Raw genomic sequence first — 22,417 nt, forward strand, 5'->3', positions numbered from 1 at the left:
AAAACCCTACGTTTTGCATACAGTGTCGCTGCGACTCGAGGGGGTTGGATTCGATGCAACCCCGTATTCACCGCAAAATATGCGGTGAATACGGGGTATTATCGCCGCATGGCACCCGGATACCGCAGGTACATCTGGCAGCATGCCGATTGGCCTGCGTTCGGGTACGACGCTGGGCGACTGGTAGGGCCGCTTGCCGAGGTCGCTCACCAGCAGGGGCGCCTGCTGGGACGCCTCGCCGAGACCGCCGAAGGCGTCAAGGACGAGGCGAGCCTGTCCGTGCTCACCCAGGATGTCGTAAAAACCAGTGAGATCGAGGGCGAACTGCTGGAGGTGGCCTCCGTCCGGTCCTCGCTCGCTAGGCACCTCGGCGTGGATATCGGGGCGCTCGCCCCCGCCGACCGGCATGTGGACGGTGTCGTCGAAATGATCCTCGACGCCACCGCGCACCACGATCATCCGGTCACCGCGGAGCGGCTGTTCGGCTGGCACGCAGCACTCTTCCCGACCGGATACTCCGGCAGAACCCGGCTCACCATCGGCGCCTGGCGCACCAACACCGCCGATCCGATGCAGGTGGTATCCGGCGGTTACGGTCGAGAGCGTGTGCATTTCGAAGCGCCTCCCGCCGCGCGGCTGGACACCGAAATGCGGGAATTCCTGGAATGGGTGAACGCCGGCGCGAACGAATCTGCGCTGGTCAAAGCAGGCTTGGCGCATCTGTGGTTCGTCACTGTGCACCCGTTCGACGATGGAAACGGACGTATAGCCCGCGCCCTCGGCGATCTGTGGCTGGCCCGCGCCGACCACAGTTCTCGGCGCTTCTACAGTCTTTCCGCGCAGATCCAGCGTGACCGCGCGACGTACTACCGAATCCTGGAACGCACCCAGAAAGGCGCTCTCGATGTAACGGAATGGCTCATCTGGTTCCTCGAGACGATGCGCCGGGCCATCCAGCATTCGGACGAGACCGTCGACAAGGTCCTCCGGAAGTCCCGTTTCTGGCGTCTGCGGCAACCGGCCCGGATGAACGACCGCCAGATCGCGATGTTGCACCGGCTGCTGGAGGGGTTCGATGGAAAACTCACCACACGGAAATGGGCGATCATCACCAAATGCTCACCGGACACCGCGCTGCGAGATATCAACGAGTTGGTAGACCTCGGCGTTCTGGAACGCTCGAACTCGGGCGGCCGCAGCACCTCCTATGCCTTGGCCGCGTTCTGAGCAGGTTTGCGCCTCACGCTACGTCAGGGTTTACCGTCGGCTCGGTGACGATCACTGTTCTCGATTCCTACTCGGCAATGAAGAAAGTCCTGCAAGCACCGGCGGCCGACCGCGAAGACCTGCTGCGGACGATGCTCGAACCGACGACCGGGATGTACCGGTACTACCCGGGAGAGGTCGACCTGGTGGCGTTCCATCGGCAGTCGGCCGGGTTCCCGCTCGACCGCGACGAGCAGCGTTGCCTCGACGCCCTCGAAACGCTCGCGGCGGCCGATGCGTGGACGCGCATGCAGCGGGCGGTCGACGACGCGGCGGCGGTACTGCTCGCCGCGACACCCGGTTTCGAGGCCCCGGACATCACCGTGCTACTGGTGCTCGGCGACCCGGGCGATACCAATTTCATGGTTCCGAGTCTCGGCCTCACCGGTTTCGGCGGTATCTCCGGCTACATCACGATCACACTGTGGCCCTACCCGGAGAACCTGGCACGTCTGGAGTGCACCGCGGTGCACGAACTCCACCACAACCTGCGCTACAGCACCGGTGGTGTGGTGTGGGATCCGACGAAGGTCACCGTCGGTGAGCATGTGGTGGGCGAGGGGCTGGCCGACGCATTCGCTCGCGAACTCTACGGTGATGATCTCGGCTACGCCCGCCTCGGTGTGCCAACTTTGCACGACGATGCAGTGTTCGCGAAAGTCGTTTCCGGACTGGACACCACTGGCATGGAGAATTTCCCGGCCTGGGTACTCGGCGACGCCATCGCCGAGCATGTGGGCGTGACCCCGGTCGGATTGCCGACGGGAGCGGGATACTCCGCCGGTAACCGCTTGGTTGACGCCTACTTGGCGGAAACCGGTAAAACCGCAGCTCAGACCCTGCATGCCGACAGTGCGGAAATCATCGCTACCGCACTCGCGGCGAATCCGTAGCAGCCTTCGCCGTAGTCCGGCCGTCGTGACCGGTCCTACCGGCGGCAGCGCTCGCGGTCCGACCGAGGACGACAGCCCCTTTTCGTCTCGGTGCCGGGTTGTCGAAGGTGGTTCCGATCAGGGTTTGAAGCGGTGAAACGCTGCCAATCGTTCGCGATGGTATTCGTGGTCGTCCTCGTCGTGTTCGATTCCGCGCGCTACCGCGATATCGAAGTAGGCGGCCTCTCTGCGTAGCCGATGCCGTATGAGCTGTCTGACCGCGAAGTCGTCGAGTTCACCTGCCGTACCGCCCGCGGCGTGATATGCGGCGACGAAGGCGCGGACGCGGATAAGGTCACCGCGGATTTCATCCGTGAATTCCAATGCAGCCGAGGCCAGTTCGAGTTCGGGAGGACCTATCAGGGCTTCGTCCCAGTCGAGCACGGTGGTGATATGTCCGTTGTGGCACAGGAGATTACCCGCGTAGTAGTCGCCGTGCAGGGGTTGATGGCGGGTGCTGCGAGTGAACTCGGCGAGCCAGCGGTCGAGATCGGGATCGGGCAGGTGCGCCGACGGTGTGCCATCGAGCCCGATTTCGAGAAACGATCGCGCCGGCCGGGGCGGTGGCCGGTAGGTGGCGAGGGCGCGATGTAGCCGGGCAAGGAGGCCGGCTGCCTCGGCGAACTGGGTGGGGTCCTCGCCGTCGGCCCACTGTCCGCGGGCCGGCGGCCATACCGTGATCGGGTGACCGGCCACCACGGTGACCGTGGAACCATCGGCGCGGGGCAGCGGTGCGAGGACCTCGGGGACCGAACCCGCCGCCGCCGCGGCGATGCCGTTGCACCATTCGATCTCGGCGGAATCGCGCTCGGGCGAGCCGATACGTACGACGACCTCGCCGAGACGGTAGGCCGCGGATTCCTCGCCGCCGTGCAGCCGTTCGCCGACTCCACGGTAGCCCCACTCAGCGGCGACGACATCCAGAATGTCCTCGGTCAGCGCAATATCGGTGTACACCACAAAGCCACCAGTACCGATACCGGTCACCGGGGTGCAACCGATTTGCCCTCCGCGGTGTGCGTTACGAACCTCGAGGTGCCTTCTTCCTTTCCGGGACTCCGTTGCCCGACACTGTGCCAGGGGCGGAAATGCCCCGGACACCAAACGAAAGGTTGATACGAGTGACTGTCGTACCGACAACACCGCCCGGCGGCACCTGGACCTCGGGGGACCTCACAGTCACGAGGTTCGGGTACGGGGCGATGCAACTGGCGGGTTCCGGCGTGATGGGCCCACCGGCAGACCGTGATGGCGCCTTGGCGGTCCTGCGGGAAGCGGTCGATCTGGGGATCACCCATATCGACACCAGCGCCGCATACGGTCCCTTCGTCACCAACCAGCTGATCCGCGAAGCCCTGCACCCGTACTCGGACGGTGTGCACATCGTGACGAAAGTCGGCGCGAACCGGGACGAGCAGGGCGGCTGGCCGCCGGCCAGGCAACCCGACGAGCTGCGCCGCCAGATCGAGGAAAACCTGGAAACCCTCGGGCTCGACGTTCTGGACCTGGTGAATCTCCGTCTCGGCGATGCCGCGGGGCCGGTGGCAGGTTCGATCGCCGAATCGTTCGAGACGCTGGCCGATCTCCAGCGGCAGGGGGTGATCCGGCACTTGGGCGTGAGCAACGCGACCGCCGAGCAGGTGGCCGAGGCACAGCAGATCGCGCCGATCGTCTGTGTGCAGAACATGTACAACCTGGCGCACCGCCACGACGACCGGCTGATCGATCGTCTCGCACGCGAGAACATCGCGTACGTACCGTTCTTCCCGCTCGGCGGCTTCAGCCCACTGCAATCGTCGGCTCTTTCCACCGTCGCTGCTCGCCTGAATACGACTCCGATGGCGGTCGCACTGGCCTGGCTGTTGCAGCGCTCACCGAATATCCTGCTGATTCCCGGCACTTCGTCGGTCGCACACCTCCGCGAAAACCTCGCCGGCGCGGCTATCGTGCTCTCCGCCGCCGACCTCGCTGCCCTGGACGGGATCGCCGAGTAGGTTTCCGTGTTCGCGCCGCCAGGCCTTGTGGACATGGCTATATCAACGTCTGAGGAAGTGCATCAGAGTGAGGGTAATTCGTTGTGCGGCACGAGGTGAGGGCTTGCTCAACGGCTGGTTCCGGATGCGTTGTGGGACATCGTGAAACCGCTGCTCCCCGAGTTCGCACACAGACCGCAGGGCGGCGGGACCGCTCCCGTCGATGAGCGGGCGGTGTTCACCGCGGTGGTGTTCGCCGCGGTGGTGTTCGCCGCGGTGGTGTTCGCCGCGGTGGTGTTCGTGTTGCGCAACCCCCGCCGAGTTCACCAGGCATTTCACTACTTGGCTGGATTCCGCGTGGAACCGGTTGGAAGAGGAACGCGCCGACGCCTGGTGAGGTCGGGTGCGCCGGCTTCACGGTCCGGAGTCCGGCGTGGGCATTCGAGCACCCGCCGTGGCGTTCCGGTCGCGCACTCAACGGGCCGAACTGGCATCTGGGTGCATAGTGCACAGACGCAGCAGTGCTGCATGGTTGTGTCGTCGAGCGCGAGCGCAGCGGTCCATAGGGAAGCATCGAGGCTTTCGGGAATCCGCCAGTTCTCCGGTGCGGTCGCGGGCAGGTGTAGGAGGATCGGCCCCAGGTTCGGGACGTGTCGGGGGGCCACTGCCCACCACTGCCGCCCGGTTGCGTCGATGATGACGGCCGCGATCAGGTCCTCGACGGCGGGTAACCGCTCGGCCGCGGATCGAACCGACTGGGGAATATGGCGGTTCTGCGCGCTGGAGTCGAGCTGATCGGCAAACACCGGAAAGACGAATCCGAAGCCGAACATGCCGGCCCCGAGAACGGTTCGCAGGTGGGCTGCCTTCACGTGGATCGGGTTGGGTTCCTCCGGCCTATGGTCGTGGTCCAATTCGACTCGTACGCAGTCGGTACCGATCGATCCATCATCGAACCGGAAGCCGTACAGCATAGGCAGCAGCCCGGCGGGTATGGCGAGCAGAGCGGTAAAGGCCGCCCATTCTGCTGGGCTGAACATCCGCGCAGCGTGGCACTGAAACTGTTGAACCGGGAAGTATCCACCGAACCCGAATTGGTTCGGCGGTTCGAGCGCGAGGCCGATGTCGTTGCCCAGCTCGAGCCCCCGGGATAGTGGGAGTGTTCGACCGGGGAGCGGATGAGGGGCACCTGTGGATCGCTATGCAATACATTCGCGGTACCGATGCGGCCTCGTGGAAATCGGCCGGTCAGCCACCTACGATCCCGGACAACCGCCGTAGCGTCGACGAATCCGGGGCAGGCCGTCATGGGACATATTGCGCAGCCGGTGCCGCAGTTGCTTCGCCGGCCTCTCCGTCCGTATGCGGGGAAGCGGCGACACTCAGACCCCGAGGGCGCATCCGCGCCGTCGACAACGGTGCACCAAATCCTCGAGTAGTTCGCCGACTCGATCCGGCGTGCCCGCAGGTCTACTCGATCAGCTGATCGACCAGGTTGCGCAGCGTGCGGATTTCCCGCCCAGGGGAGGCTCACCGAAGACTTCGAGGTGGAACGCGGAGAGGTGCCGCAGATCGTAGCCTCCCGGCAGGATGCGGGCCGCGAAGACAAGTGTTCGGTGCCCGTATCCGAGCTGCCCGGGGCCTTGGTGCCCTCGTGAGGCCACTTCTCGGGTGGGAAGTGAACCGCCTGCCGGATTCCCTGAACCGGTTGCGCGATAGGACGTCTGACCACGGTAGAAGCTGAGCACTCGCAGCGGTGACCAGCAGGTAGGCTACGGATGGTGGCGGTGCCGGGCCGTCCGAGGCGAGGTTGGGGAGGATTGTGCGTAAGAGGTTCAATACCACCGGGCCGTGTTCGCCGAAGCGGCACTATATGCTGCCCGCGCTCGAGCGCCTGCCCGATGCGCGCCGGTACATCGACAACGGCGACTACTTCGTAGTGCACGCGCCTCGGCAGACCGGTAAGACCACGAGCCTGAGCGATCTTGCGGGCACCCTCACCGCCGAAGGCGGCTACTTCGCGGTGCGGCTCTCCTGCGAAGCGGCCAGTGCGTTCGGAGACGATATCGGCGCCGTTGAGCAAGTAATTCTGAACCGGATCCGCGCCGCCGCCCGGGCGGCCACCGATAAGTCCGAACTGCTGCCGCCGGACCCCTGGCCGGAAGTCACACCCGGTACCGCCCTGACCGAGGCGCTGACCGCGTGGGTAGCCCGATGCCCGCGTCCCCTGGTGCTGTTCTTCGACGAGATCGATTCCCTTACGGGTGCGGGCCTGATCAATACCCTGCGGCAGCTGCGAGACGGCTATACCGGTGACCGTGAGAGATTTGTGTACTCGGTGGTGTTGTGCGGGTTGCGCGATGTGCGGGACTACAAGGCCGCAGCTGGTGGGGACCCCACTCGGCTGGGGAGTTCGAGTCCGTTCAACATCAAGGTCAGATCGATCCGGATCGAGGACTTCACGCGTGCTGAGGTGACCGCGCTTTACGCCCAGCACACTGCGGAAACCGGGCAGGGATTCAGCGACCGGGCCTTGGATTTGGCGTACTTCTACACCCAGGGCCAGCCGTGGCTGGTCAATGCGCTGGCCGCCGAGGTCATCGAGGAGATGGGCATCGAGTCGACGATCACCGAGGACCATATCGATCGGGCCAAGGAGCGTTTGATCGTGACTCGCGCCACCCATCTGGATTCGCTGGCCGACAAACTCAGCGAAGCCCGGGTGCAGCGTGTGATCGAACCGCTCATCGCAGGCGTGAACCCCACTGTCGACTCCACTTTCAACGACGCATTCGGCTATGTCGCCGATCTCGGGCTGATCGCCCCGGACAGTCCTGTGCGGATTGCCAATCCGATCTACAAAGAGGTCATTGTCCGAGTTCTGGGCTCAGGCATAGAACGCGTGATCACTGCGGCACCGGCCGGCTTCCGGCTTTCCGATGGACGCCTGGATTTCTCCCTGCTGCTCACCGAGTTCGCCTCGTTCTGGAAACTGCACGGCGAAATACTCTCCGGTGACCAGAAATACCACGAGGTCGCACCACAAATGGTGTTGATGGCGTTCCTGCATCGAATCGTCAACGGGGGTGGTTACGTGGACCGCGAGTACGGTGTGGGCCGCGGCCGGATAGACCTTCTCGTACGCCAGCCCTACACCGACAGTGCCGGCCGCCCTGCCGTTCAACGCGAAGCGCTCGAGCTCAAAGTCTGGCGGGATGATGACCAGACAGATCCGCTCGCGCAGGGGTTGGTCCAACTCGACAGTTACCTCGACCGGCTGGAGCTCCCCACCGGAGTCCTGGTGGTTTTCGACCGGCGCCGGAAGGCCGCCCCGATCACCGAGCGCACACAATTCAGCGACGTCACTTCACCCGCGGGCCGCAGCATCGTCCTCCTGCGCGCCTGACCGGTGGCGTCCGGCGGGCCGGGAAATGTGGCGGCTGCGGCCCCCTCGGCAAGTTACAGCCGCGACCGGCCTGGCCCGGCGATCCGGTCTTGTCCAACCGTCGGCGGACCCACCACGGCAGTCGTCGCAACGCTTGCTACTGCGCATCAGTTGCACAGGGCGTGGGTGAGCCGGCTGCGGCTGTCGATATCGCCCGGTGTCCCGGTGTATGAGAGGGTGACAGCCCGCCCGGCCGAGGTGGCGCCGCTGATCACGGAGAAGCCGAAGATCCCACCGTTGTGCCCGATGAATTGCGCCCCGCACGGTAGCCGGGTGTATCCGAGGCCGAGACCGTAGAACATGCCGTCACCGGTGCCCATATCCACACCGTCCAGCATCTGCTGCAATTGGGGTTGCGGCACTACCCGCCCGGCCGACAGCGCGGTGTAGAAGCGGTTCAGATCAGCACCGGTGCTGACGAGCCCGCCCGCGCTCCACGGCAGCGACGGTTCGATACGGGTGACGTCGGTGATTACGCCATCGAGGGTCCGGTATCCGATGGGGTGTGGTTCGCGTAGACCGGTTTCACCGGCAGCCGGCAGATAGGTGCCGGATAGGTTCAGCGGCGCGATGATGCGGTCACGTAGCTCATCGCCGTAGCTGTGGCCCGTCACCACCTCGATCAGCCGGCCGGCGACGAGGTAGTTGGTGTTGGTGTATTCGAACCGTGCGCCGGGGGCGAACTGTGCGGGATTGCGCAACGCGAGCGCAATCACCTGATCCGGGGTGAAAGTGCGGCCATCGTGGGCGGCACTGTATTCGCTCTCTCCAGGAGAACCGGTCAGTTCGGGCAGTCCGCTTCGGTGGCCGAGGATCTGCCGGACGGTGATGGCCTGCCCGTTCACGCCGGTGCCGGTGAACAGGTCGGGCAGGTAGGTGTCGATCGGGCGGTCGAGATCGACTTTCTGCTCCGCCACCAGTTGCAACACGATTGCGGCGGTGAATGTTTTGGTGACGCTTCCGACCCGGACATGCTGCGGACGGTCGGTAGGGATCGGTGTTCGGGCGTTGATGTCGGCGACTCCTGAGGTCGACACGCTTTCCGAGTCCCCTTCGGTGAGTGTGGCAATGGCACCGACAGCACCTGAACCGACCGCTGAGTCGAGGTCCGCTTGCACACTGTTCACACGAGCGGCGGATACGGGAGGTGCAGTGGAGTGGTCCCCGGCCGTGCTGCAGGCGGTGAGCAACACCGCGGCGGTACAGATCGAAAAGGCGGCAGCCTGTATACGCATGGATCGACGGTAGGAAACTGCTTCCGGCGCGCGCACCGGACTGCAGTACGACATCGGTGTGGCGCCGGAGTACGACGGGAGAGGGATGGCCGATTGTCCGGTTCAGGGGCCGGGCCGGGTGGTGCCGTCCGCTTCCAGTCGGGCCCGGACCTCCGCGATATGGGCGGCCAGCTCGGCTTCGTCGATGACCTTCCGGGCGATCAACGAATGTGCCAGCGCGACCAGCTGATTCTCCGGGAAGGGGAGCGCCGGGTACACCTCCCCGGTGAGACGATCCTCCTCGTCACGCCGAGCGAGCAGCGGAAGTGCGGTTCCTTCCCGATCGAGCGCATCGCATACGCCGTCGAGGCTCGATTTCCAAGGTGGAGAAGGGTTCTCGACACCGTACTTGTCGGCCATCCGTGACCACACCTGTCCCCGGGTGATCATCTGCTCCAGCAGCCGAACACGGATCCGCGTGACATCCTGATCCACTGGCATCTGTTGTCCTCCGGTCGGTCAGTAGTTCTGTGCCGGGTGGACCGCGGCATGCACCGGGCGATCCACATCCGCGGTTCTTCCGGGCTTGGGCAGCGCGACCCCGATCAGGCAGTCACGTGTCACGATCTGCGTGAGCTGCTCCTCGTTCCAGCCCTGCGTACCGTCCGGCCGCACCGGTAACACCATGAACCGGTGCTTGGAATTGGAATCCTCGACTCGGATACGGACATCCTCGGTGAGATAGAGCCCGAATTCGGCGAGAACCTGACGCGGCCAGCGGACGAGCCGGCGGCGGTAGTTCGGCGTCCGATACCACTCGGGTGAATTTCCGAGCAGTGGGCGGGGGTAGCAGGAGCACAGGCTGCAACAGATCACGTGATGCAGCGTCGGGGTGTCCTCGAGGATGTGTAGCGCGGTGAAATCGCTGGGCGTCCCGAACCCGGTCGGCTTCAGCCAGTCGATGCCGACTTCGTGGCAGGCGGTGATGGCATCTTCGAGCGCGAGCTGCTTGAAATCGGGGTCCGACCACGCCTTGGCGACGAACCGGGCGCCCGGCGCCGGTCCCAACTGCTCGAAGTATTCCGTGTACCGGCGGTGATCTTCGGCGGTGAACAATCCCTTCTCGATCGCCAGCTCGCGTAGCGCGATTTCGAGCACCTCGAAATCGGTGACCTCCTCGACCATCGGCGCCGCGTGCCGAGGAGTTGCGTCTTCGTCCTCTTCGTTCGACATCCCGCTCATCGTGTTCCTTTCCTGGAGGTGTCACGGGGTCTACGGGATCGGCTGAAGCCAGGGTTCCGATATTTCCGCTTGCAAAGTGTCGCCGGCGCATCCCCGATACGGGTCCCACAGCTCTTTCATGTCGAATCGCACGATGTAGAACCATTCGGGCCGCCGATCCTCGCGGTCGAACGCCTCGTCCTCCGGTATCGGGCTTTCGTACGACACTTTGACGACGGTGCCCGGTTTTCCGCGCAGGTACTCCTGGGTGCGGGTATAGAAGATCGTCGGAAGTTCACGCACCGACACCTGGTCACCGACCGCGAACCGGGGAGTGCCCGCTTGCCCGGCAAAGCATTGGGGGTCGCCGAGACCGACCGCGTCCCGGTGATGGACGTTGCGGGCCACGCCGGCACCGTCCCCGGTGCTACGGGGCGCGGCTTCCAGCGGACCGGGCCGGCCTGCGTACCGCTCCCGGACCTCCTGGGTGCGTTCGAGCAGTTCACGCAGTGTGATATGCCGTTTGTCGATGAGACAGCGGGCCATGGCGAGCACCCAGCGGCCGTAATACGGAAACCCGAGATATTGTGTCCGCCCGATATCGACGTTCCCGATCCGCCGGCGTTCCTCTGAGGTCCAGATACCTCGCCAGCCGAGTACTTCGCAGGTGACGAACGTATTGAGCTCCCAGACCTCTTCCTCTTTGTCCTCGAAGACAGCTGGTGCGTCGGGTTCGCCGCCCACGTCGTGCGGGGTTTTCATGAATGCGCGGAAGAGTTCGTGATCTATCTGGTCGGGGTAGGGCCAATCGCGGACCTGATGTAGCGCTACGCGTAACTGACCGACGTAGTCGTCCATGACCGAATTTGCCATGTCAACCATCTCCCTGAAGTGGGTAGGCCGGTATCAACCTTAAAGGGAGAAGACCGGATTCCCGGTGTCGAATCCATCAAATCTGTGACTCGGTCGAGATGCGGTGGCGATGCCTTTCAGCTCACGCTTCCCCAGCGTCACCGGCCTCATGACCCCGCAACAACTAGGCTCCTCGAGGTGCGCCCTACACCTGCCTTCGTGAACCTCTTGGACGACGCCGCCTTCCTCTCCCTCGAACACCAGTTGCATCTGGCCGATGTGCTGGGTGAGCATTCGTGGCAGGTGAACCTGCAGACCAGGGTTTTCACGTTCGACACCGAACACGGCAGCATCGAATGCACCGATTTCCATTTCCTTGGGACCGCGGCGCCCGGCCCGGGGTCGTGGTTGTGGTCGTGGGCGAATCGGTCCGGGTTCCCGGAATCGGTGGCCACCCTCGCGGCATCCGTTCGTGATTTCGGAGTCGAGCACGAGATCGCCGAACTGTCCGCCCCGGAACTTCCCTTTGACAGCCTTCCCTTCGACGAGCCCGAGTCATACCAGGTCGCGGCTGTGCTGACCGAGGCGGCCAAGGCCGTCACCGGCCGCTGGACGGGTTATCAAGGCCCGGCCGGTGACGACGGCACCCGTGCGGCATTCCTCGTGGAGCATCCCGATTTCCAGCTCCCGCCGGCCGAGGGGGCGCGGATCATGCGGACACTGACCGAGGGGCTGTCCGGGCTGGCGCTGTACGACCAGCGCCGCGCGCTCAACAGCTACCTGTCGCTTCGGGGGCTGAATCCGGCGTTCTCATCCGACGAAAGTCAGCTGATCGTCGACTCGCCGGTCCTCGCAGGCACGATCGGATTCGACGAGCACAGTGTCGCAGCTTCTCTCGAATTGACGGTGCCAGGGTCTCGATAGCGTGAGTGGGCGGTACGGCGCCCGGAGCGGGCGGAGATCCGGTGTATTGAGGTCGGGCCTACTGCGACACACCTAGCGGAGCCAGGTCGCCGATTGATCGCCATACAACGACAACCGCGCTCAGCAAGAGGTGCGGTCTGACTCTGTCGGCGATAGCTGCGGCGATAGTCCGGTCGATACCGATTCGATCGAGCTTCGCGGTGCGGGCCGGGCGGAGTGGGAATCAGCGATTCGAGCCGGCTCGGTCGGCCTTTGTTTCGCGCGCAGTGGTGGCTCCTTGCACCGGTGACGGATGGTGCGTTACCTCCCAGGCTGCCTCGATCATCCGGAATATCTCGTCCACCGCGGCGTCGGGGTCGGGGGCTTCGCGGGCCAGGGAGAAGGCGTCGATTACGAACCTGGCGATTGTGCGGGCGGCCGTGGGGGTTTGGGCCAGGTCGGGGTCGGCGGCGATGGCTGTGGCCAGCGATTCCGCATGGCGTAGCCGCATCGAGCTCTCGTACTTCCGCAGGGCGGGTGACTCGTCGATCATGAGCCAGAACGGGGCGGTGCCGTCGGCTGTGCAATGTCGTACGAGGGCGCGGATTTGGTGGCGAAGTGCCGGGATGAGCGGTTCGTGGGGGGCGCGGTCGGTGACTGCTCGGGTGAGGCGCTGCTCGAAGTCCCGGTCCTGGTCGAACACCAGGGCCTCTTTCGAGGCGAAATGGGAGAACAGTGTGGTGACGGCGACGTCGGCCTCGGCGGCGATATCGCGGATGCCTACCTCGTCGTATCCGCGTTCTCGGAAGAGCTGTAGGGCGGTGTCGGCGATCTTCTGGCGGGTCGCGGCCTTCTTGCGCTCGCGACGCCCGGGCGGCTCGGTCATCCCCTGACACTATCAAGAGCAAAACTGCAACGGTTACAAAACACTAACCGTTAGTGTTAGTGTCGGCGGTATGAAGAAAGTGAGCTTCGCCGAGTACGGCGGTCCGGACGTCCTGAAACTCGTCGATGCCGAGGAGCCCCATGCGGGTCCAGGACGGATACGCATCGCCGTGCGCGCGGCAGGCGTGAATCCCATCGACTGGCGGATACGGGAAGGCCAGTTCCGGCAGACCCGTCCGGCCGAGCTGCCTGCGGGGGTCGGGCTGGACGCCGCGGGCGTGGTGGATGAGGTCGGGCCGGGTGTCGAAGGAGTCGAGGTGGGCGACCACGTGTTCGGCGAAGGTGCCGACACGTATGCGGAATTCGCTGTGCTTTCGGCGTGGGCCCGAATGCCCGAAGGGTTGTCGTTCGAAGAGGCGGCGGGGTATCCCTCGGTCGTGGAGACCGCGCTGCGCGTTCTCCGGGAGGTCGGTGTGCGGCCAGGGCAGACGCTGCTGGTCAGCGGTGCGTCCGGGGGAGTCGGATCGGCGGTCCTGCAGATCGCCCGCGAACGCGGGATCACGGTGGTCGGCACGGCCGGGGCCGCGAACCAGGACTACCTGCGCAGCCTGGGGGCAATCGCCACGACCTACGGCTCGGGCTGGGTCGAACGGGTGCGACAGCACGGCCCGTTCGACGCCGCTCTCGATCTGGCCGGCTCGGGCGTGCTCCCCGACCTCGTCGACCTGACCGGGGATCCGCGGAAGGTGATCTCCATCGCCGAATTCGGGGCGGCGGACTTCGGGGTCCGATTCTCCGGCGAGGCCGGGAACTTGTTCGAAGCGCTCGAGGAGGCCGCGGGTCTCATCTCCCGGGGCAAGCTGCACATCCCGATCGAGAAGTCCTACTCGCTCGCCGACGCCGCATCGGCCCATCTCGACAGCCGGGCCGGCCACACTCGTGGGCGGCGGGTCATAGTCATCTGAATACTCCCTCGTGGTCCCAGGGCCGATGGTGCGCCTGTCGGAAGATATTCGTTGCGGAAATGGCAACCGCCGATACGCTCGACCGAATGGACAACTCGGGTCGAGAAGCAGTGATGCTCCGTCCTTGTCATGGCTCACACGAGTGGCCCGATCTCGTGCGGATCCGACCGGGCGCACCACGGTCACGGTGCGGGCTCGGCCCTGCTCGGCCGGGCGCCGGCCCGGCCCCCGGCCTGCGCGGCTGAGCCGAGCCCTATCGGCACGGAGCCGGTGACGATCTGCCCTGAGAAGCCGGGCTCCGCCGAAGTCCCGCTCGCGGCTTCGGGGAGCCCGACGGGTGCGGTGGGTGTCGCGGGCGGCGACCGGCGGTCGTCAGGAACTGGGTACGGGTGCGACGGCCGAACCGCCTGCTATTGCCGAAGCGACGAGGTTGCTCTTGCTCGAAGGCGCTCCGGAAGGCAGGGTTTCGATCCATTCGGCCGTCGTGGTGACCGCCGCGTAGTTCGACTGCAACAGCACCATCAGCGTCGAGTGCAGAACTTCCGCCGAAACCCGCCCGGCCTCGTTGGCGAGGTGGACGGCGCCGGTGGCGTCCGAGAGGATCTCCGCGGCGAAGCCGTGACCCTCCGCTTCCACGGCGGTGCCGAGATCGCAGTTGTTGGTCATATAACCGACGATCGTGACGGTGTCGATCTCGTGGGCGCGCAGCCACTCCACGAGGTCCGTGCCGGCGAAGACGCTGCTGTACTCCTTGTGCAGATGTTTGCTCGCGGTGGCGGTGCGTTCCTCGATGTCGGGGTGCAGGGCCCAGCCCGGCGTGCCCTCGACGAACACCGGTGAACCGCTGGGGCTGTGGTGCTGCACGATGACCACGGGAATGTCGTGGGCGCGGGCGGCGTCCATCGCGACGACGATATTGGCGAGCGATTCGGTGCGCGGTGGGTACTGGACCTCGAGCGGTCCGGCGAAGTATTCCTGCTGGACATCGACGACGATTAGTGCACGGCGGGCGGTCGACATGGGGATTCTGCTCCTCGGAAGGTCGGGGGTCGTACGCCGGAAGGGCGTCCTGTTCGATTGTTCGCCCCCCGGCGCGAACATGTGAGTGGCACGAATGCATACTTTCGATGAGTTCAGGCCAATATGGGAGCCCGTATGCGAATCGCCGTCTTCACCTTCGACGAGATCACGATGTTCCATCTGTCCGTGCCGCTGATGGTGTTCGGTGAGGTCACCCGGCTCGGGCTCCCCACCGACTGGGAGACCCGGCTGTGGTCGTCGGACGGTGGGTCGATCCGGACGGCCGAGGGATACCCGATCGGTGATATCGCCGGTCCGGAAATCGTCGACGACGCCGATATCGTGATCGTCCCGTCCTGGTCGCTACCGATCGCGCCGACCGGCCCCGAACTGCGCGAACAGCTCGCCGCGGCGCACGGGCGCGGTGCGACGATCGCCGGTCTGTGCCTGGGTGCGTTCCCACTGGCCGACGCGGGCCTGCTCGACGGGCGCGCGGCCGTCACCCATTGGACGGCGATGTCGCTACTGGCCGAGCGCCGCCCCGGGGTCCGGGTGGATACCTCGGTGCTCTACATCGATCACGGCGATGTGCTCACCTCCGCAGGCACAGCGGCGGCGCTCGACGCCTGTCTGCACCTGGTTCGCACACATCTCGGCGCCGCCGCAGCGACCAGGGTGGCGCGGTCTCTGGTCGTCGCGCCGCACCGCGAAGGCGGGCAGGCACAGTACATCGAACGCCCCCTGGCGCGACCTGCCACCGGGAGCGCGCTGGGGGAGGTGCTGGACTGGGCCCTGGCCAGGCTGGACCAGCCGCTCAGCGTCGATATGCTGGCCGAACAGGCGCGCATGAGCCGGCGCAGCTTCGTCCGGCATTTCCAGCAGACCACCGGCACCACACCGGCCCGCTGGATCCTGGAACGCCGCCTCGACGAAGCGCGAGCGCTGCTGGAAACCACCGACTGGGGAATCGAAAGCCTCGCCGCGGCCTGCGGTTTCGGTAGCGCGGTGACCTTCCGGCAGAACTTCACGGCCGCATTCGGAACCACGCCCACCGCCTACCGTCGGCGGTTCACCGCCGATTCGGCCGCTCGGTGAGCATTCGACGGGGCTCGTCACTGCTTCGGTTCTGCGTCGCGACCCACCTCGATCAGCGCCCGCGAGGCCGGGACGTAGCATCGGGGCATGGTCGGTCCCGCGAAGCGCAATGGTCCCCTGAGTGGCGGTATGGGAGCCGGGCTGGCCATCGGGTTGGCGATCGGCGTGGCCGTGGGGGTCGCGCTGGGTAATCTCGCCATCGGTGCCGGAATCGGTGTCGCGATCGGAATTTCCTTCGGTCTGGCGATGAAGGGCGACTCCGGCGACAATGCGCCGGACGACCGGGACAAACCCGAAGTCGACGGCTGAAACGCTCGGGCGCACCGGTATTCGGCGCCGCGACCGGAACAGCGATGTTGAACGGCAGTGGCACCGGCGGCGGGGGCGGTGTTCGGTCCGACCGCGGGCAGCGTTCTGATTCGGCGCAGCGCGGCATCCTCGTCGCGATACCCCTTCGGGGCGGTGTCCGGCTACCGTGCGAGATGCACCGGGTGATCGACCCCGGCTACGTATCCGCAGTCTCGGCTCCCGCCCAGGACGGCCCCCGGTTCGGGTGCACATCGCACCGAGGACCGGCAACCCGCTCCGCCGATATTCGCTGCGTGTGGTGAGCGGCCCCGATAGTTTTGGCAACGAGCTGCGCCGACTCCTCGCTGCCCGACCGGAAGATCGTGACCGGGTTGCGGCGGACGCCGGAACCGAGCGGGTGCTGGTCGCCGATTTCGGTATCGCCCGAAGCCTCGACGAGGAAGCCACCGTCACCGGTGGCGGACACCGTGAATACTCGCCGTATTATGTTGCCCCGGAACGCTTCCTGAGCTCGCTGCCCGATCATCGCTCCGATATCTACTCGTTCGGCGCCACACTGTATCAACTGCTCACCGGTTCATTTCCCTACCCGAACCGGAGCGACCGGGAGTTGATCCACGTGCACCGGCACGAACCGGTTCCGGTGCCGAGCACAATCCGTCCTACGCTTCCGGCCGCCTTCGACGATGTGATCGCCCGGGCGATGGTCAAGGACCCCGCGGACCGCTACCAGAGCTGCGAGGAACTTGCCGTTGCCGCCCGATATGCATTGTCCGGCACCCCGCCGTCGGCCTCCCGCTCCGCCCGCCGCTTCCTCGACACCGCCCTGCGCCCGGACACAGCAATCCTTCTCTAGTCTGTGCCGGGGCAGCTTCCCCGGCATATTCGATGACGTGGTGCGGCCGATTCAGCGAGCAGCCGCGACGGCGGAACTACTGTGCTCGAACAACTGTCGAGTACCGAATTGCCGGCGCGGCATGTCACGCAGCGTCCTGGTTCAGGGGACTGCAGGCGGTCGTGCCGGGGATCGAAGTGCGTGCGAAGATATGCGTACACAACCGGAGGTAATCGACCGTGGTCATGGGCATGGTGCTGGGCGATCGCCGCCCCCGCGCTTCGACGCGGGGTGCGCTCTGCGCGGTCTGCATGCCCACCGGCGGGTAGTCCCGGCCGTACTCCTGCATCGAAGCGATGCCGACCCGAGGCACCTTCGTTCCCCCTGGAGTACGACATGACCACCATCAGCTGGACCGAGAGCGGGACGATATCGTCGGCGCGCTGGCATTCCGAGAACGCGTCCCTCGCGCCCACACGTATCGTCGTCATCGACGATCGCACGACCGCGAACGCCGCGCACCGTCTTGCCAAGGCAGGGACAGGGCTGTTGTGGCGGGGTGATTTCCACAATGCCCGTCAGCTCGTCCGCGCCCTGGAACGCCGTCGGCAGCGAAGCTCGCGTGCCGTTGCGACCGGCAGCGATCCGGCGTCGCTCTTCGAGAGTCAACGCGCTATCCGGACGATACGTGCCGAGCTGCTCGGACGAGTGCTGGTGGTGCTGGAACCCGGGTATTCTCTCGAGCTGCGTCGCGCGCCGGATGTTCGGCCGGCCTGCGAGCACGCCTACGGCACTGTTGCGGACGGCCCGGCCGCCGGTGGAACCGAACGGCTCTGTGTATCACTACCGGAACTGCTCGGTGTGCTCAGCGCCTACCAATGGCATCTGAGAGGTGTCGACATACCCGCGCTGGGGGCGCGCATCCACCCGGATTACGGCGTCTTCTCGCCGGTCCGCGGGGAATACATCGACCTCGTCGCCCGGACCGCTTTGCCGGCAGGGGGCGAGCGACCGCTGGTATTCGACCTCGGCACGGGCACGGGCGTGCTCGCGGCCGTCCTCGCCCGCCGCGGCGCCCGGGTGGTCGCCACCGATATCAACCCGCGTGCGGTGAACTGCGCCCGCGCAAACCTGGACCGCCTAGGCGTCACCGCGCAGGTGGTCGAGGCAGACCTGTGGCCCGGCGGCCGCGCCGACCTGGTCGTATGCAACCCGCCCTGGCTTCCGGCCCGGCCGACGTCGGCCCTCGAACTCGGTATCTACGACCACGACTCCGATATGCTCCGCCGCTTCCTGCGCGGACTCCCGGACCACCTCACTCCGGACGGCGAGGGCTGGCTCATCCTGTCCGACCTCGCCGAACGCCTCGGTCTCCGAACCCGCGACGAACTTCGCACGCACATCACCGAGGCTGGTCTGCGTATCGCCGGCCGCCACGACACCTCGCCGCAGCACCCGAAGGCCGCCGACGCCGCCGACCCACTCCACGAAGCCCGGCGGCAGGAAATCACCTCGCTGTGGCGGCTGGTGCCGGCCTGACGCGGTGCTGTGTCCAGCGCAGCGCAACTGTGGCGTTCGAGTCGGTTGCCGTGGCGTTTCGGTCGCGTGCCCGGCGCTGTTCGCTTGTTGCATCGGGCATGACAACGAGCACATTGCCGCCCGGCGCGGCGACACCGGAATCGACCCGGCGGGCATGGCCCGCCCTGTTCATCATGTTCCTCGGCAGCTTCTCCTTGGTGACCGCCGAATTCCTACCGCCGGGCGTACTGACCACGCTGGCCGGCGATCTGAACGTTGCCGAGGGAATCGTCGGGCTGTCGGTGAGCGCCACCGCGCTGACCGCCCTCATGGCTGCCCTCGGGCTGAGTTCGTTGTTCCCCGGGATCGACCGGCGCACGCTGCTGGTGGCGCTCACCGTCGCCGCCGCGGTCTCCGATATCGCGGTCGCCGTGGCACCGAATATCGCGCTGCTGCTGATCGCCCGGCTCGTCCTCGGTGTTGCCGTCGGAGGCTACTGGTCCATGGCACTGGTGATCGCCTCGCAACTGGTGCCCGCGGCTCGCCTCGGCAAGGCGATGATGATCGTGAATGCCGGAACCACTGTCGCCACGGTGGCCGGTGTACCGCTCGGCGTGCTGCTGAGTACAGTGGCCGGCTGGCGAACCGCTTTCGGGGTCGCGGCGGGGCTCACGCTGATCACCGCTGTCGCCGTCCGTATGGTTCTGCCGCCGATCGCACCGACGCCGGGAATCGGCTGGTCGGTGGTGGGAGGCGCATTGCGCGCGCCGGGAGTGACGCTGGGCCTGGTCGGTGTGGTCGCCGCTATCGGCGGCCATGTCGCCGGGTTCACCTATGTGCGTCCGGCATTCGCCGAGCTACTGAACGCCGGGCCGGCGACGATCGCGCTATTGCTGGCGGTATTCGGAATCGGCGGTGTCATCGGTAACTTCGCGCTCGGGGCACTGGCCGACCGGCAGTTGAGTGTGCTGCTGCCGACGGTACCGGCGGCCATCGGGCTGTCGCTCATCGCGCTCATCGCCTCCGCTGCTTTCCCGCCGCTGGGCTACGTGGCGACGGTGCTGTGGGGCGCCGCGTTCGGCGGAATCCTGAATCTGGTGCAGGTCTGGATCACCCGTATGCTGCCCGACCGGGTAGAGGCCGGAAGCGGGCTGGTAGTGGGCGGTTTCCAGCTCGCGATCATCCTCGGCTCCGCGGTCGGCGGCCGTGGTGTGGACGGTATCGGCCTCACCGCGACCTATGGTCTGGCAGCGGTAGCGGCGGTGATCGGCGGTGTCCTGATCCGGACCACGCTCAGCCGGGCGCCGAGGTAGCTGTCTCCACCGCCGGCACCCGGGCTGCCCGCCGCCACTGCGACGGTGTGCGGCCCGTGTGCCGGCGGAATGCCCGCCCGAACGCGGTTTCGGACCGGTAACCGAGCTGCCGGGCGAGGGCACCCACCGAGATCTCCTGTTCGGCCAAGAAACGTTGCGCCCGCTCGATCCGCAGTTTTGTCAGGTAGCGACCCGGTGTGAGGCCCGTTGCTTCCTGGAACCGGGCCGCGAAACCGGACCTCGACGCCAATGCGATCCGCGCGAGTGCCTCCACGGTCCAATCCTTCCCGGGCTCGGCATGCATGGCGGCTACCGCCTGCGCGATTCCCGGCTCGTCCACGCGCAGCAGCCACCGTTTCGGAGCGCAGCCGCGATCGTGCCAGGATTCGATCGCCATCGATGCGATCAAAGTGGACACCCGGTCGCCTTGCACACCGTGCGGGTCGGGGCATTCCTCGACGAGGTGCTGCATCATCGTCGCGGCCAGCGGGGCGTGCCGGGTGAACTCTGTCAGCAACACCCGGGGCGGCAGTGCCGCCATGGCTCCGCCCGCGGTGACCGGCGCGAGCTGAATCCGCAGGACCCTGGCGTCCGACAGGGCGTTGAGCGCGAAACGGCCGGCGTGCGGGACGAACAGGAAATCCCCGTGCGCGAGATCCTCCGGTTCCTCCAGGCCCTCGACCCGGACCAGACCCTCGCTGACGATCAGCGCGCTCGGCTCGCCCGGCAGGAACTGCCAACGACCGGGGGCCAGGACGAATACATCGCGCTGAACGAATCTCCACCGCAGATCGGCCAGAACCTCATCGAGGCCACCCGGGCCCGGATCGACGACTGTCACTGTGCACATCCTTCTCGATGCCGATCTTGCCGAATCCACGGTAGCGGGATGGTGGGCGGTGCGGTCGAGGGCGGGCCGCGGCTCGAGGTCGCGCACCGTCGTCGCCGCACTGGCCGCGGCCGGTGTGACAACCCGGCCGGGCCCGGCCGTTCGCCGTGCCCGGCGGGGCGCTCACGGCGAACGATCAGCTAGTTCGTGGGGCGAGACCGGCCGAGGAAGGCCGCGAGGCGTTCGGTAGGACCGCCCTGGGCGGGCGGTTGGACGCGCAGGCCGAACGGTGCGCCGGGGCCACGGGAGTCGTCGGTGAGTGCGCGTTCGGCGACGGCCTGGGCTTTGGCGACGAGAGCCGGGTCGGCTTCCGGATCCTGATCGGTGGCCACCGCGAGATCCCAGCCGTGGGCGACGGTTTCCATCAGATATCCGCCGAGTGCGAGACCGCCGGGAGCTTCGCCCCAGGGGGCGGTGAGCGTGCGGGTGAGAAGGGAATCGTCGGCCCATTGTTCGAGAGCGGCAGTTGCCCGCTTCAGGTAGTCCTCGCCGGGATCGTTCTCGTCGATATCGGCGCGCGCAGGCAGGGGCCGAGGGTCCGCGCCGGTGGCGGTGGCCGTGATCTTGGCCGGGTGGCAGGACAGATGTTCCAGCAGAGCACGGACATCGAAATCGGCGCAGGGGGTAGGGGCAGACCATTGCTCGGGACGGACCGCGTTCATGAGTCCGGCGACCCACTGATGGGCCGCGGCGAGGTCTGCTCGGAAATCGGGAATCTGTGTCATGACACCAGCCTGCGACCCCAGCGGTGACATCTCATGTCACCTTTTGGTGGAATCCTGGACAGATGCGTGCGGACCGGCTCCTCCAGATCGTCCAGTTGCTGCGCCGGCACGGGCGGATGAGTTCCGCAGAGCTGGCCCGCCGGCTGGAAGTCACCAAACGGACCGTGCTGCGCGATATGGACGCGCTGTCGACCGCCGGTATCCCGGTCTACGCCGAGCACGGCCGCGGCGGTGGATTCGCGCTGGTACCCGGTTACGATCCGGATGTCGAACAGCTCACCAGCGCGGAAGCGCGGGCATTGTTCGTGGCCGGCGGGCTGGGCGCGGCGGAGGCGCTCGGACTCGGCGACTCGTTCAGCAGCGCGCTGCGCAAGCTCGCCTCCGCACTGCCCGACCACGAACACCGGCTGGTCGATCACGTCCGGGATCGGATCGTCCTCGACGGCGGCGGCTGGCATCGCGACCCCGACACTCTCGACGCGCTGGCCGAGGTCCACGACGCGGTCCTGGACGACGAGCGGATCCGTATCCGATACCAGAGCAAGGAGGCCGCCGCGCCGGGGGAGCGGACCGTCGACCCGTGGGGCCTGCTCCAGGTCGGCACCACCTGGTATCTCGTCGCCACCCATCGCGGCCGTCCGCGCAGCTACCGGATCTCCCGGATCAGTGCCGTCCGCCGGCTGGGCGTACCTGCATACCGGCCACCGGACCTGGATCTGCGCAAGGTATGGGAGCGGATGCGCGACGATTTCCGCAACGTCCCCGGCATCGAGATCACGTTGCGGATCCACCGGCCGCGATTGCCGATGGTGTTGCGATCGCTCTCGGTCACCATGCTCGCCGACCCGCGACCCGCCGCCGGCGACCCGGATGTGTACAGCATGCAGGTGCGTAATATCCGTGCAGCGGCCGCCATGCTGGTGGGTTTCGGGTCCGAGGTCGAGGTGCTCGCCCCGGACGCATTGCGCGGGGAAATCGTCGCGATCGCGGAACGAGCACGGGAGCATCATCGGAGCGGAGGTATGCCCCGGGGGTCGGAGTGACACCTGATCGACTG

General features: G+C 66.4%; 23 protein-coding genes and 1 pseudogene. 13 read left to right on the plus strand and 11 right to left on the minus strand.

The window, feature by feature from the left end:
- Window positions 1-108 precede the first annotated feature (108 nt).
- Entirely contained in the window at window positions 109-1,227 is a 1,119-nt protein-coding gene (locus tag NFL01S_RS30295) for a Fic family protein (protein ID WP_062979750.1), read from the plus strand.
- Window positions 1,228-1,271: 44 nt separating this feature from the next.
- Entirely contained in the window at window positions 1,272-2,159 is an 888-nt protein-coding gene (locus NFL01S_RS30300) for a DUF2268 domain-containing putative Zn-dependent protease (RefSeq protein WP_062979751.1), read from the plus strand.
- A 117-nt stretch (window positions 2,160-2,276) separates the two neighbouring features.
- On the opposite strand, the gene NFL01S_RS30305 is transcribed toward NFL01S_RS30300, so the two are convergent.
- The gene (locus NFL01S_RS30305; protein WP_062979851.1) at window positions 2,277-3,158 is read right to left on the minus strand and encodes a phosphotransferase enzyme family protein; all 882 of its coding nucleotides are present in this window, start codon (window positions 3,156-3,158) and stop codon (window positions 2,277-2,279) included.
- Window positions 3,159-3,319: 161 nt separating this feature from the next.
- On the opposite strand from NFL01S_RS30305, the gene NFL01S_RS30310 reads away from it, so the two are divergent.
- Both NFL01S_RS30310 and NFL01S_RS36325 read left to right on the plus strand, forming a co-directional pair.
- Complete coding sequence (locus tag NFL01S_RS30310; protein WP_280508180.1) at window positions 3,320-4,192, plus strand: aldo/keto reductase family oxidoreductase; 873 nt, start codon at window positions 3,320-3,322, stop codon at window positions 4,190-4,192.
- 114 nt (window positions 4,193-4,306) lie between these two features.
- Window positions 4,307-4,426 (plus strand): annotated as a pseudogene (locus NFL01S_RS36325) (IS5/IS1182 family transposase); the annotation flags it as partial.
- 83 nt (window positions 4,427-4,509) lie between these two features.
- On the opposite strand, the gene NFL01S_RS35845 reads toward NFL01S_RS36325, so the two are convergent.
- The gene (locus tag NFL01S_RS35845; protein ID WP_157117121.1) at window positions 4,510-5,211 is read right to left on the minus strand and encodes a hypothetical protein; all 702 of its coding nucleotides are present in this window, start codon (window positions 5,209-5,211) and stop codon (window positions 4,510-4,512) included.
- A gap of 833 nt (window positions 5,212-6,044) precedes the next feature.
- On the opposite strand from NFL01S_RS35845, the gene NFL01S_RS30325 reads away from it, so the two are divergent.
- Window positions 6,045-7,577 (plus strand): AAA family ATPase, encoded by a 1,533-nt coding sequence (locus NFL01S_RS30325; RefSeq protein ID WP_062979755.1) that lies wholly within the window; start codon window positions 6,045-6,047, stop codon window positions 7,575-7,577.
- A gap of 146 nt (window positions 7,578-7,723) precedes the next feature.
- Here NFL01S_RS30325 and NFL01S_RS30330 read toward each other — a convergent pair whose 3' ends face one another.
- Genes NFL01S_RS30330 through NFL01S_RS30345 form a run of 4 tightly spaced genes read right to left on the minus strand, consistent with a single transcriptional unit; the run spans window position 7,724 to window position 10,924 of the window.
- The gene (locus NFL01S_RS30330; protein ID WP_157117123.1) at window positions 7,724-8,905 is read right to left on the minus strand and encodes a serine hydrolase domain-containing protein; all 1,182 of its coding nucleotides are present in this window, start codon (window positions 8,903-8,905) and stop codon (window positions 7,724-7,726) included.
- A 48-nt stretch (window positions 8,906-8,953) separates the two neighbouring features.
- Window positions 8,954-9,331 (minus strand): hypothetical protein, encoded by a 378-nt coding sequence (locus NFL01S_RS30335; RefSeq protein ID WP_062979757.1) that lies wholly within the window; start codon window positions 9,329-9,331, stop codon window positions 8,954-8,956.
- 18 nt (window positions 9,332-9,349) lie between these two features.
- On the minus strand, window positions 9,350-10,063 hold the full coding sequence (gene scnC / locus NFL01S_RS30340) for a thiocyanate hydrolase subunit gamma (RefSeq protein ID WP_371851876.1): 714 nt from the start codon (window positions 10,061-10,063) through the stop codon (window positions 9,350-9,352).
- Between the two features lie 39 nt (window positions 10,064-10,102).
- The gene (locus NFL01S_RS30345; RefSeq protein ID WP_157117125.1) at window positions 10,103-10,924 is read right to left on the minus strand and encodes an SH3-like domain-containing protein; all 822 of its coding nucleotides are present in this window, start codon (window positions 10,922-10,924) and stop codon (window positions 10,103-10,105) included.
- Between the two features lie 177 nt (window positions 10,925-11,101).
- Between NFL01S_RS30345 and NFL01S_RS30350 the strand changes: the two genes are divergently transcribed.
- Window positions 11,102-11,827, plus strand: a complete 726-nt coding sequence (locus NFL01S_RS30350) for a DUF6882 domain-containing protein (protein WP_062979760.1) — start codon at window positions 11,102-11,104, stop codon at window positions 11,825-11,827.
- Between the two features lie 223 nt (window positions 11,828-12,050).
- Here NFL01S_RS30350 and NFL01S_RS30355 read toward each other — a convergent pair whose 3' ends face one another.
- Window positions 12,051-12,692, minus strand: a complete 642-nt coding sequence (locus tag NFL01S_RS30355) for a TetR/AcrR family transcriptional regulator (protein ID WP_062979761.1) — start codon at window positions 12,690-12,692, stop codon at window positions 12,051-12,053.
- A gap of 70 nt (window positions 12,693-12,762) precedes the next feature.
- Here NFL01S_RS30355 and NFL01S_RS30360 point away from each other — a divergent pair, with 70 nt between their 5' ends.
- On the plus strand, window positions 12,763-13,656 hold the full coding sequence (locus NFL01S_RS30360) for an NADP-dependent oxidoreductase (protein WP_062979762.1): 894 nt from the start codon (window positions 12,763-12,765) through the stop codon (window positions 13,654-13,656).
- A 372-nt stretch (window positions 13,657-14,028) separates the two neighbouring features.
- Here NFL01S_RS30360 and NFL01S_RS30365 read toward each other — a convergent pair whose 3' ends face one another.
- On the minus strand, window positions 14,029-14,676 hold the full coding sequence (locus NFL01S_RS30365; RefSeq protein WP_062979763.1) for an isochorismatase family protein: 648 nt from the start codon (window positions 14,674-14,676) through the stop codon (window positions 14,029-14,031).
- A gap of 135 nt (window positions 14,677-14,811) precedes the next feature.
- Here NFL01S_RS30365 and NFL01S_RS30370 point away from each other — a divergent pair, with 135 nt between their 5' ends.
- The 3 genes from NFL01S_RS30370 (at window position 14,812) to NFL01S_RS30385 (ending at window position 16,936) form a co-directional block, all read left to right on the plus strand.
- Window positions 14,812-15,771: a GlxA family transcriptional regulator gene (locus tag NFL01S_RS30370; protein ID WP_062979764.1), complete on the plus strand. Its 960-nt coding sequence runs from the start codon at window positions 14,812-14,814 to the stop codon at window positions 15,769-15,771.
- An 87-nt stretch (window positions 15,772-15,858) separates the two neighbouring features.
- Entirely contained in the window at window positions 15,859-16,080 is a 222-nt protein-coding gene (locus tag NFL01S_RS30375; protein WP_062979765.1) for a glycine zipper domain-containing protein, read from the plus strand.
- Window positions 16,081-16,378: 298 nt separating this feature from the next.
- Entirely contained in the window at window positions 16,379-16,936 is a 558-nt protein-coding gene (locus tag NFL01S_RS30385) for a protein kinase domain-containing protein (protein WP_168433955.1), read from the plus strand.
- 124 nt (window positions 16,937-17,060) lie between these two features.
- Here the strand turns inward: NFL01S_RS30385 and NFL01S_RS30390 are convergent, their stop codons facing one another.
- Window positions 17,061-17,288 (minus strand): hypothetical protein, encoded by a 228-nt coding sequence (locus tag NFL01S_RS30390; RefSeq protein WP_157117126.1) that lies wholly within the window; start codon window positions 17,286-17,288, stop codon window positions 17,061-17,063.
- Window positions 17,289-17,311: 23 nt separating this feature from the next.
- Here NFL01S_RS30390 and NFL01S_RS30395 point away from each other — a divergent pair, with 23 nt between their 5' ends.
- On the plus strand, window positions 17,312-18,454 hold the full coding sequence (locus NFL01S_RS30395) for a methyltransferase (RefSeq protein WP_062979769.1): 1,143 nt from the start codon (window positions 17,312-17,314) through the stop codon (window positions 18,452-18,454).
- 98 nt (window positions 18,455-18,552) lie between these two features.
- Entirely contained in the window at window positions 18,553-19,746 is a 1,194-nt protein-coding gene (locus NFL01S_RS30400; protein ID WP_084493389.1) for an MFS transporter, read from the plus strand.
- Here NFL01S_RS30400 and NFL01S_RS30405 read toward each other — a convergent pair.
- Window positions 19,727-20,596 (minus strand): helix-turn-helix domain-containing protein, encoded by an 870-nt coding sequence (locus tag NFL01S_RS30405; RefSeq protein WP_062979770.1) that lies wholly within the window; start codon window positions 20,594-20,596, stop codon window positions 19,727-19,729. The two genes, NFL01S_RS30400 and NFL01S_RS30405, sit on opposite strands and share 20 nt — an antisense overlap.
- 179 nt (window positions 20,597-20,775) lie before the next feature.
- On the minus strand, window positions 20,776-21,360 hold the full coding sequence (locus NFL01S_RS30410; RefSeq protein WP_062979771.1) for a TIGR03086 family metal-binding protein: 585 nt from the start codon (window positions 21,358-21,360) through the stop codon (window positions 20,776-20,778).
- Window positions 21,361-21,422: 62 nt separating this feature from the next.
- On the opposite strand from NFL01S_RS30410, the gene NFL01S_RS30415 reads away from it, so the two are divergent.
- Entirely contained in the window at window positions 21,423-22,403 is a 981-nt protein-coding gene (locus NFL01S_RS30415; RefSeq protein WP_062979772.1) for a helix-turn-helix transcriptional regulator, read from the plus strand.
- The last annotated feature ends 14 nt before the right edge of the window (window positions 22,404-22,417 follow it).

The organism is Nocardia flavorosea NBRC 108225 (assembly GCF_001613385.1).
GTDB classification, from domain to species: domain Bacteria; phylum Actinomycetota; class Actinomycetes; order Mycobacteriales; family Mycobacteriaceae; genus Nocardia; species Nocardia flavorosea.

Excerpts from the sequence above, each read along its gene's own strand:
- NFL01S_RS30410 (WP_062979771.1), bottom strand. The coding sequence starts at position 21,360 with ATGACACAGATTCCCGATTTCCGAGCAGACCTCGCCGCGGCCCATCAG.
- NFL01S_RS30415 (WP_062979772.1), top strand. The coding sequence starts at position 21,423 with ATGCGTGCGGACCGGCTCCTCCAGATCGTCCAGTTGCTGCGCCGGCAC.
- NFL01S_RS30360 (WP_062979762.1), top strand. The coding sequence starts at position 12,763 with ATGAAGAAAGTGAGCTTCGCCGAGTACGGCGGTCCGGACGTCCTGAAA.
- NFL01S_RS30335 (WP_062979757.1), bottom strand. The coding sequence starts at position 9,331 with ATGCCAGTGGATCAGGATGTCACGCGGATCCGTGTTCGGCTGCTGGAG.
- NFL01S_RS30355 (WP_062979761.1), bottom strand. The coding sequence starts at position 12,692 with ATGACCGAGCCGCCCGGGCGTCGCGAGCGCAAGAAGGCCGCGACCCGC.
- NFL01S_RS30365 (WP_062979763.1), bottom strand. The coding sequence starts at position 14,676 with ATGTCGACCGCCCGCCGTGCACTAATCGTCGTCGATGTCCAGCAGGAA.
- NFL01S_RS30400 (WP_084493389.1), top strand. The coding sequence starts at position 18,553 with ATGACAACGAGCACATTGCCGCCCGGCGCGGCGACACCGGAATCGACC.
- NFL01S_RS30375 (WP_062979765.1), top strand. The coding sequence starts at position 15,859 with ATGGTCGGTCCCGCGAAGCGCAATGGTCCCCTGAGTGGCGGTATGGGA.
- NFL01S_RS30325 (WP_062979755.1), top strand. The coding sequence starts at position 6,045 with ATGCTGCCCGCGCTCGAGCGCCTGCCCGATGCGCGCCGGTACATCGAC.
- NFL01S_RS30370 (WP_062979764.1), top strand. The coding sequence starts at position 14,812 with ATGCGAATCGCCGTCTTCACCTTCGACGAGATCACGATGTTCCATCTG.
- NFL01S_RS30345 (WP_157117125.1), bottom strand. The coding sequence starts at position 10,924 with ATGGCAAATTCGGTCATGGACGACTACGTCGGTCAGTTACGCGTAGCG.
- NFL01S_RS35845 (WP_157117121.1), bottom strand. The coding sequence starts at position 5,211 with ATGTTCAGCCCAGCAGAATGGGCGGCCTTTACCGCTCTGCTCGCCATA.
- NFL01S_RS30405 (WP_062979770.1), bottom strand. The coding sequence starts at position 20,596 with ATGTGCACAGTGACAGTCGTCGATCCGGGCCCGGGTGGCCTCGATGAG.
- NFL01S_RS30330 (WP_157117123.1), bottom strand. The coding sequence starts at position 8,905 with ATGTCGTACTGCAGTCCGGTGCGCGCGCCGGAAGCAGTTTCCTACCGT.
- NFL01S_RS30295 (WP_062979750.1), top strand. The coding sequence starts at position 109 with ATGGCACCCGGATACCGCAGGTACATCTGGCAGCATGCCGATTGGCCT.
- scnC (WP_371851876.1), bottom strand. The coding sequence starts at position 10,063 with ATGTCGAACGAAGAGGACGAAGACGCAACTCCTCGGCACGCGGCGCCG.
- NFL01S_RS30395 (WP_062979769.1), top strand. The coding sequence starts at position 17,312 with ATGACCACCATCAGCTGGACCGAGAGCGGGACGATATCGTCGGCGCGC.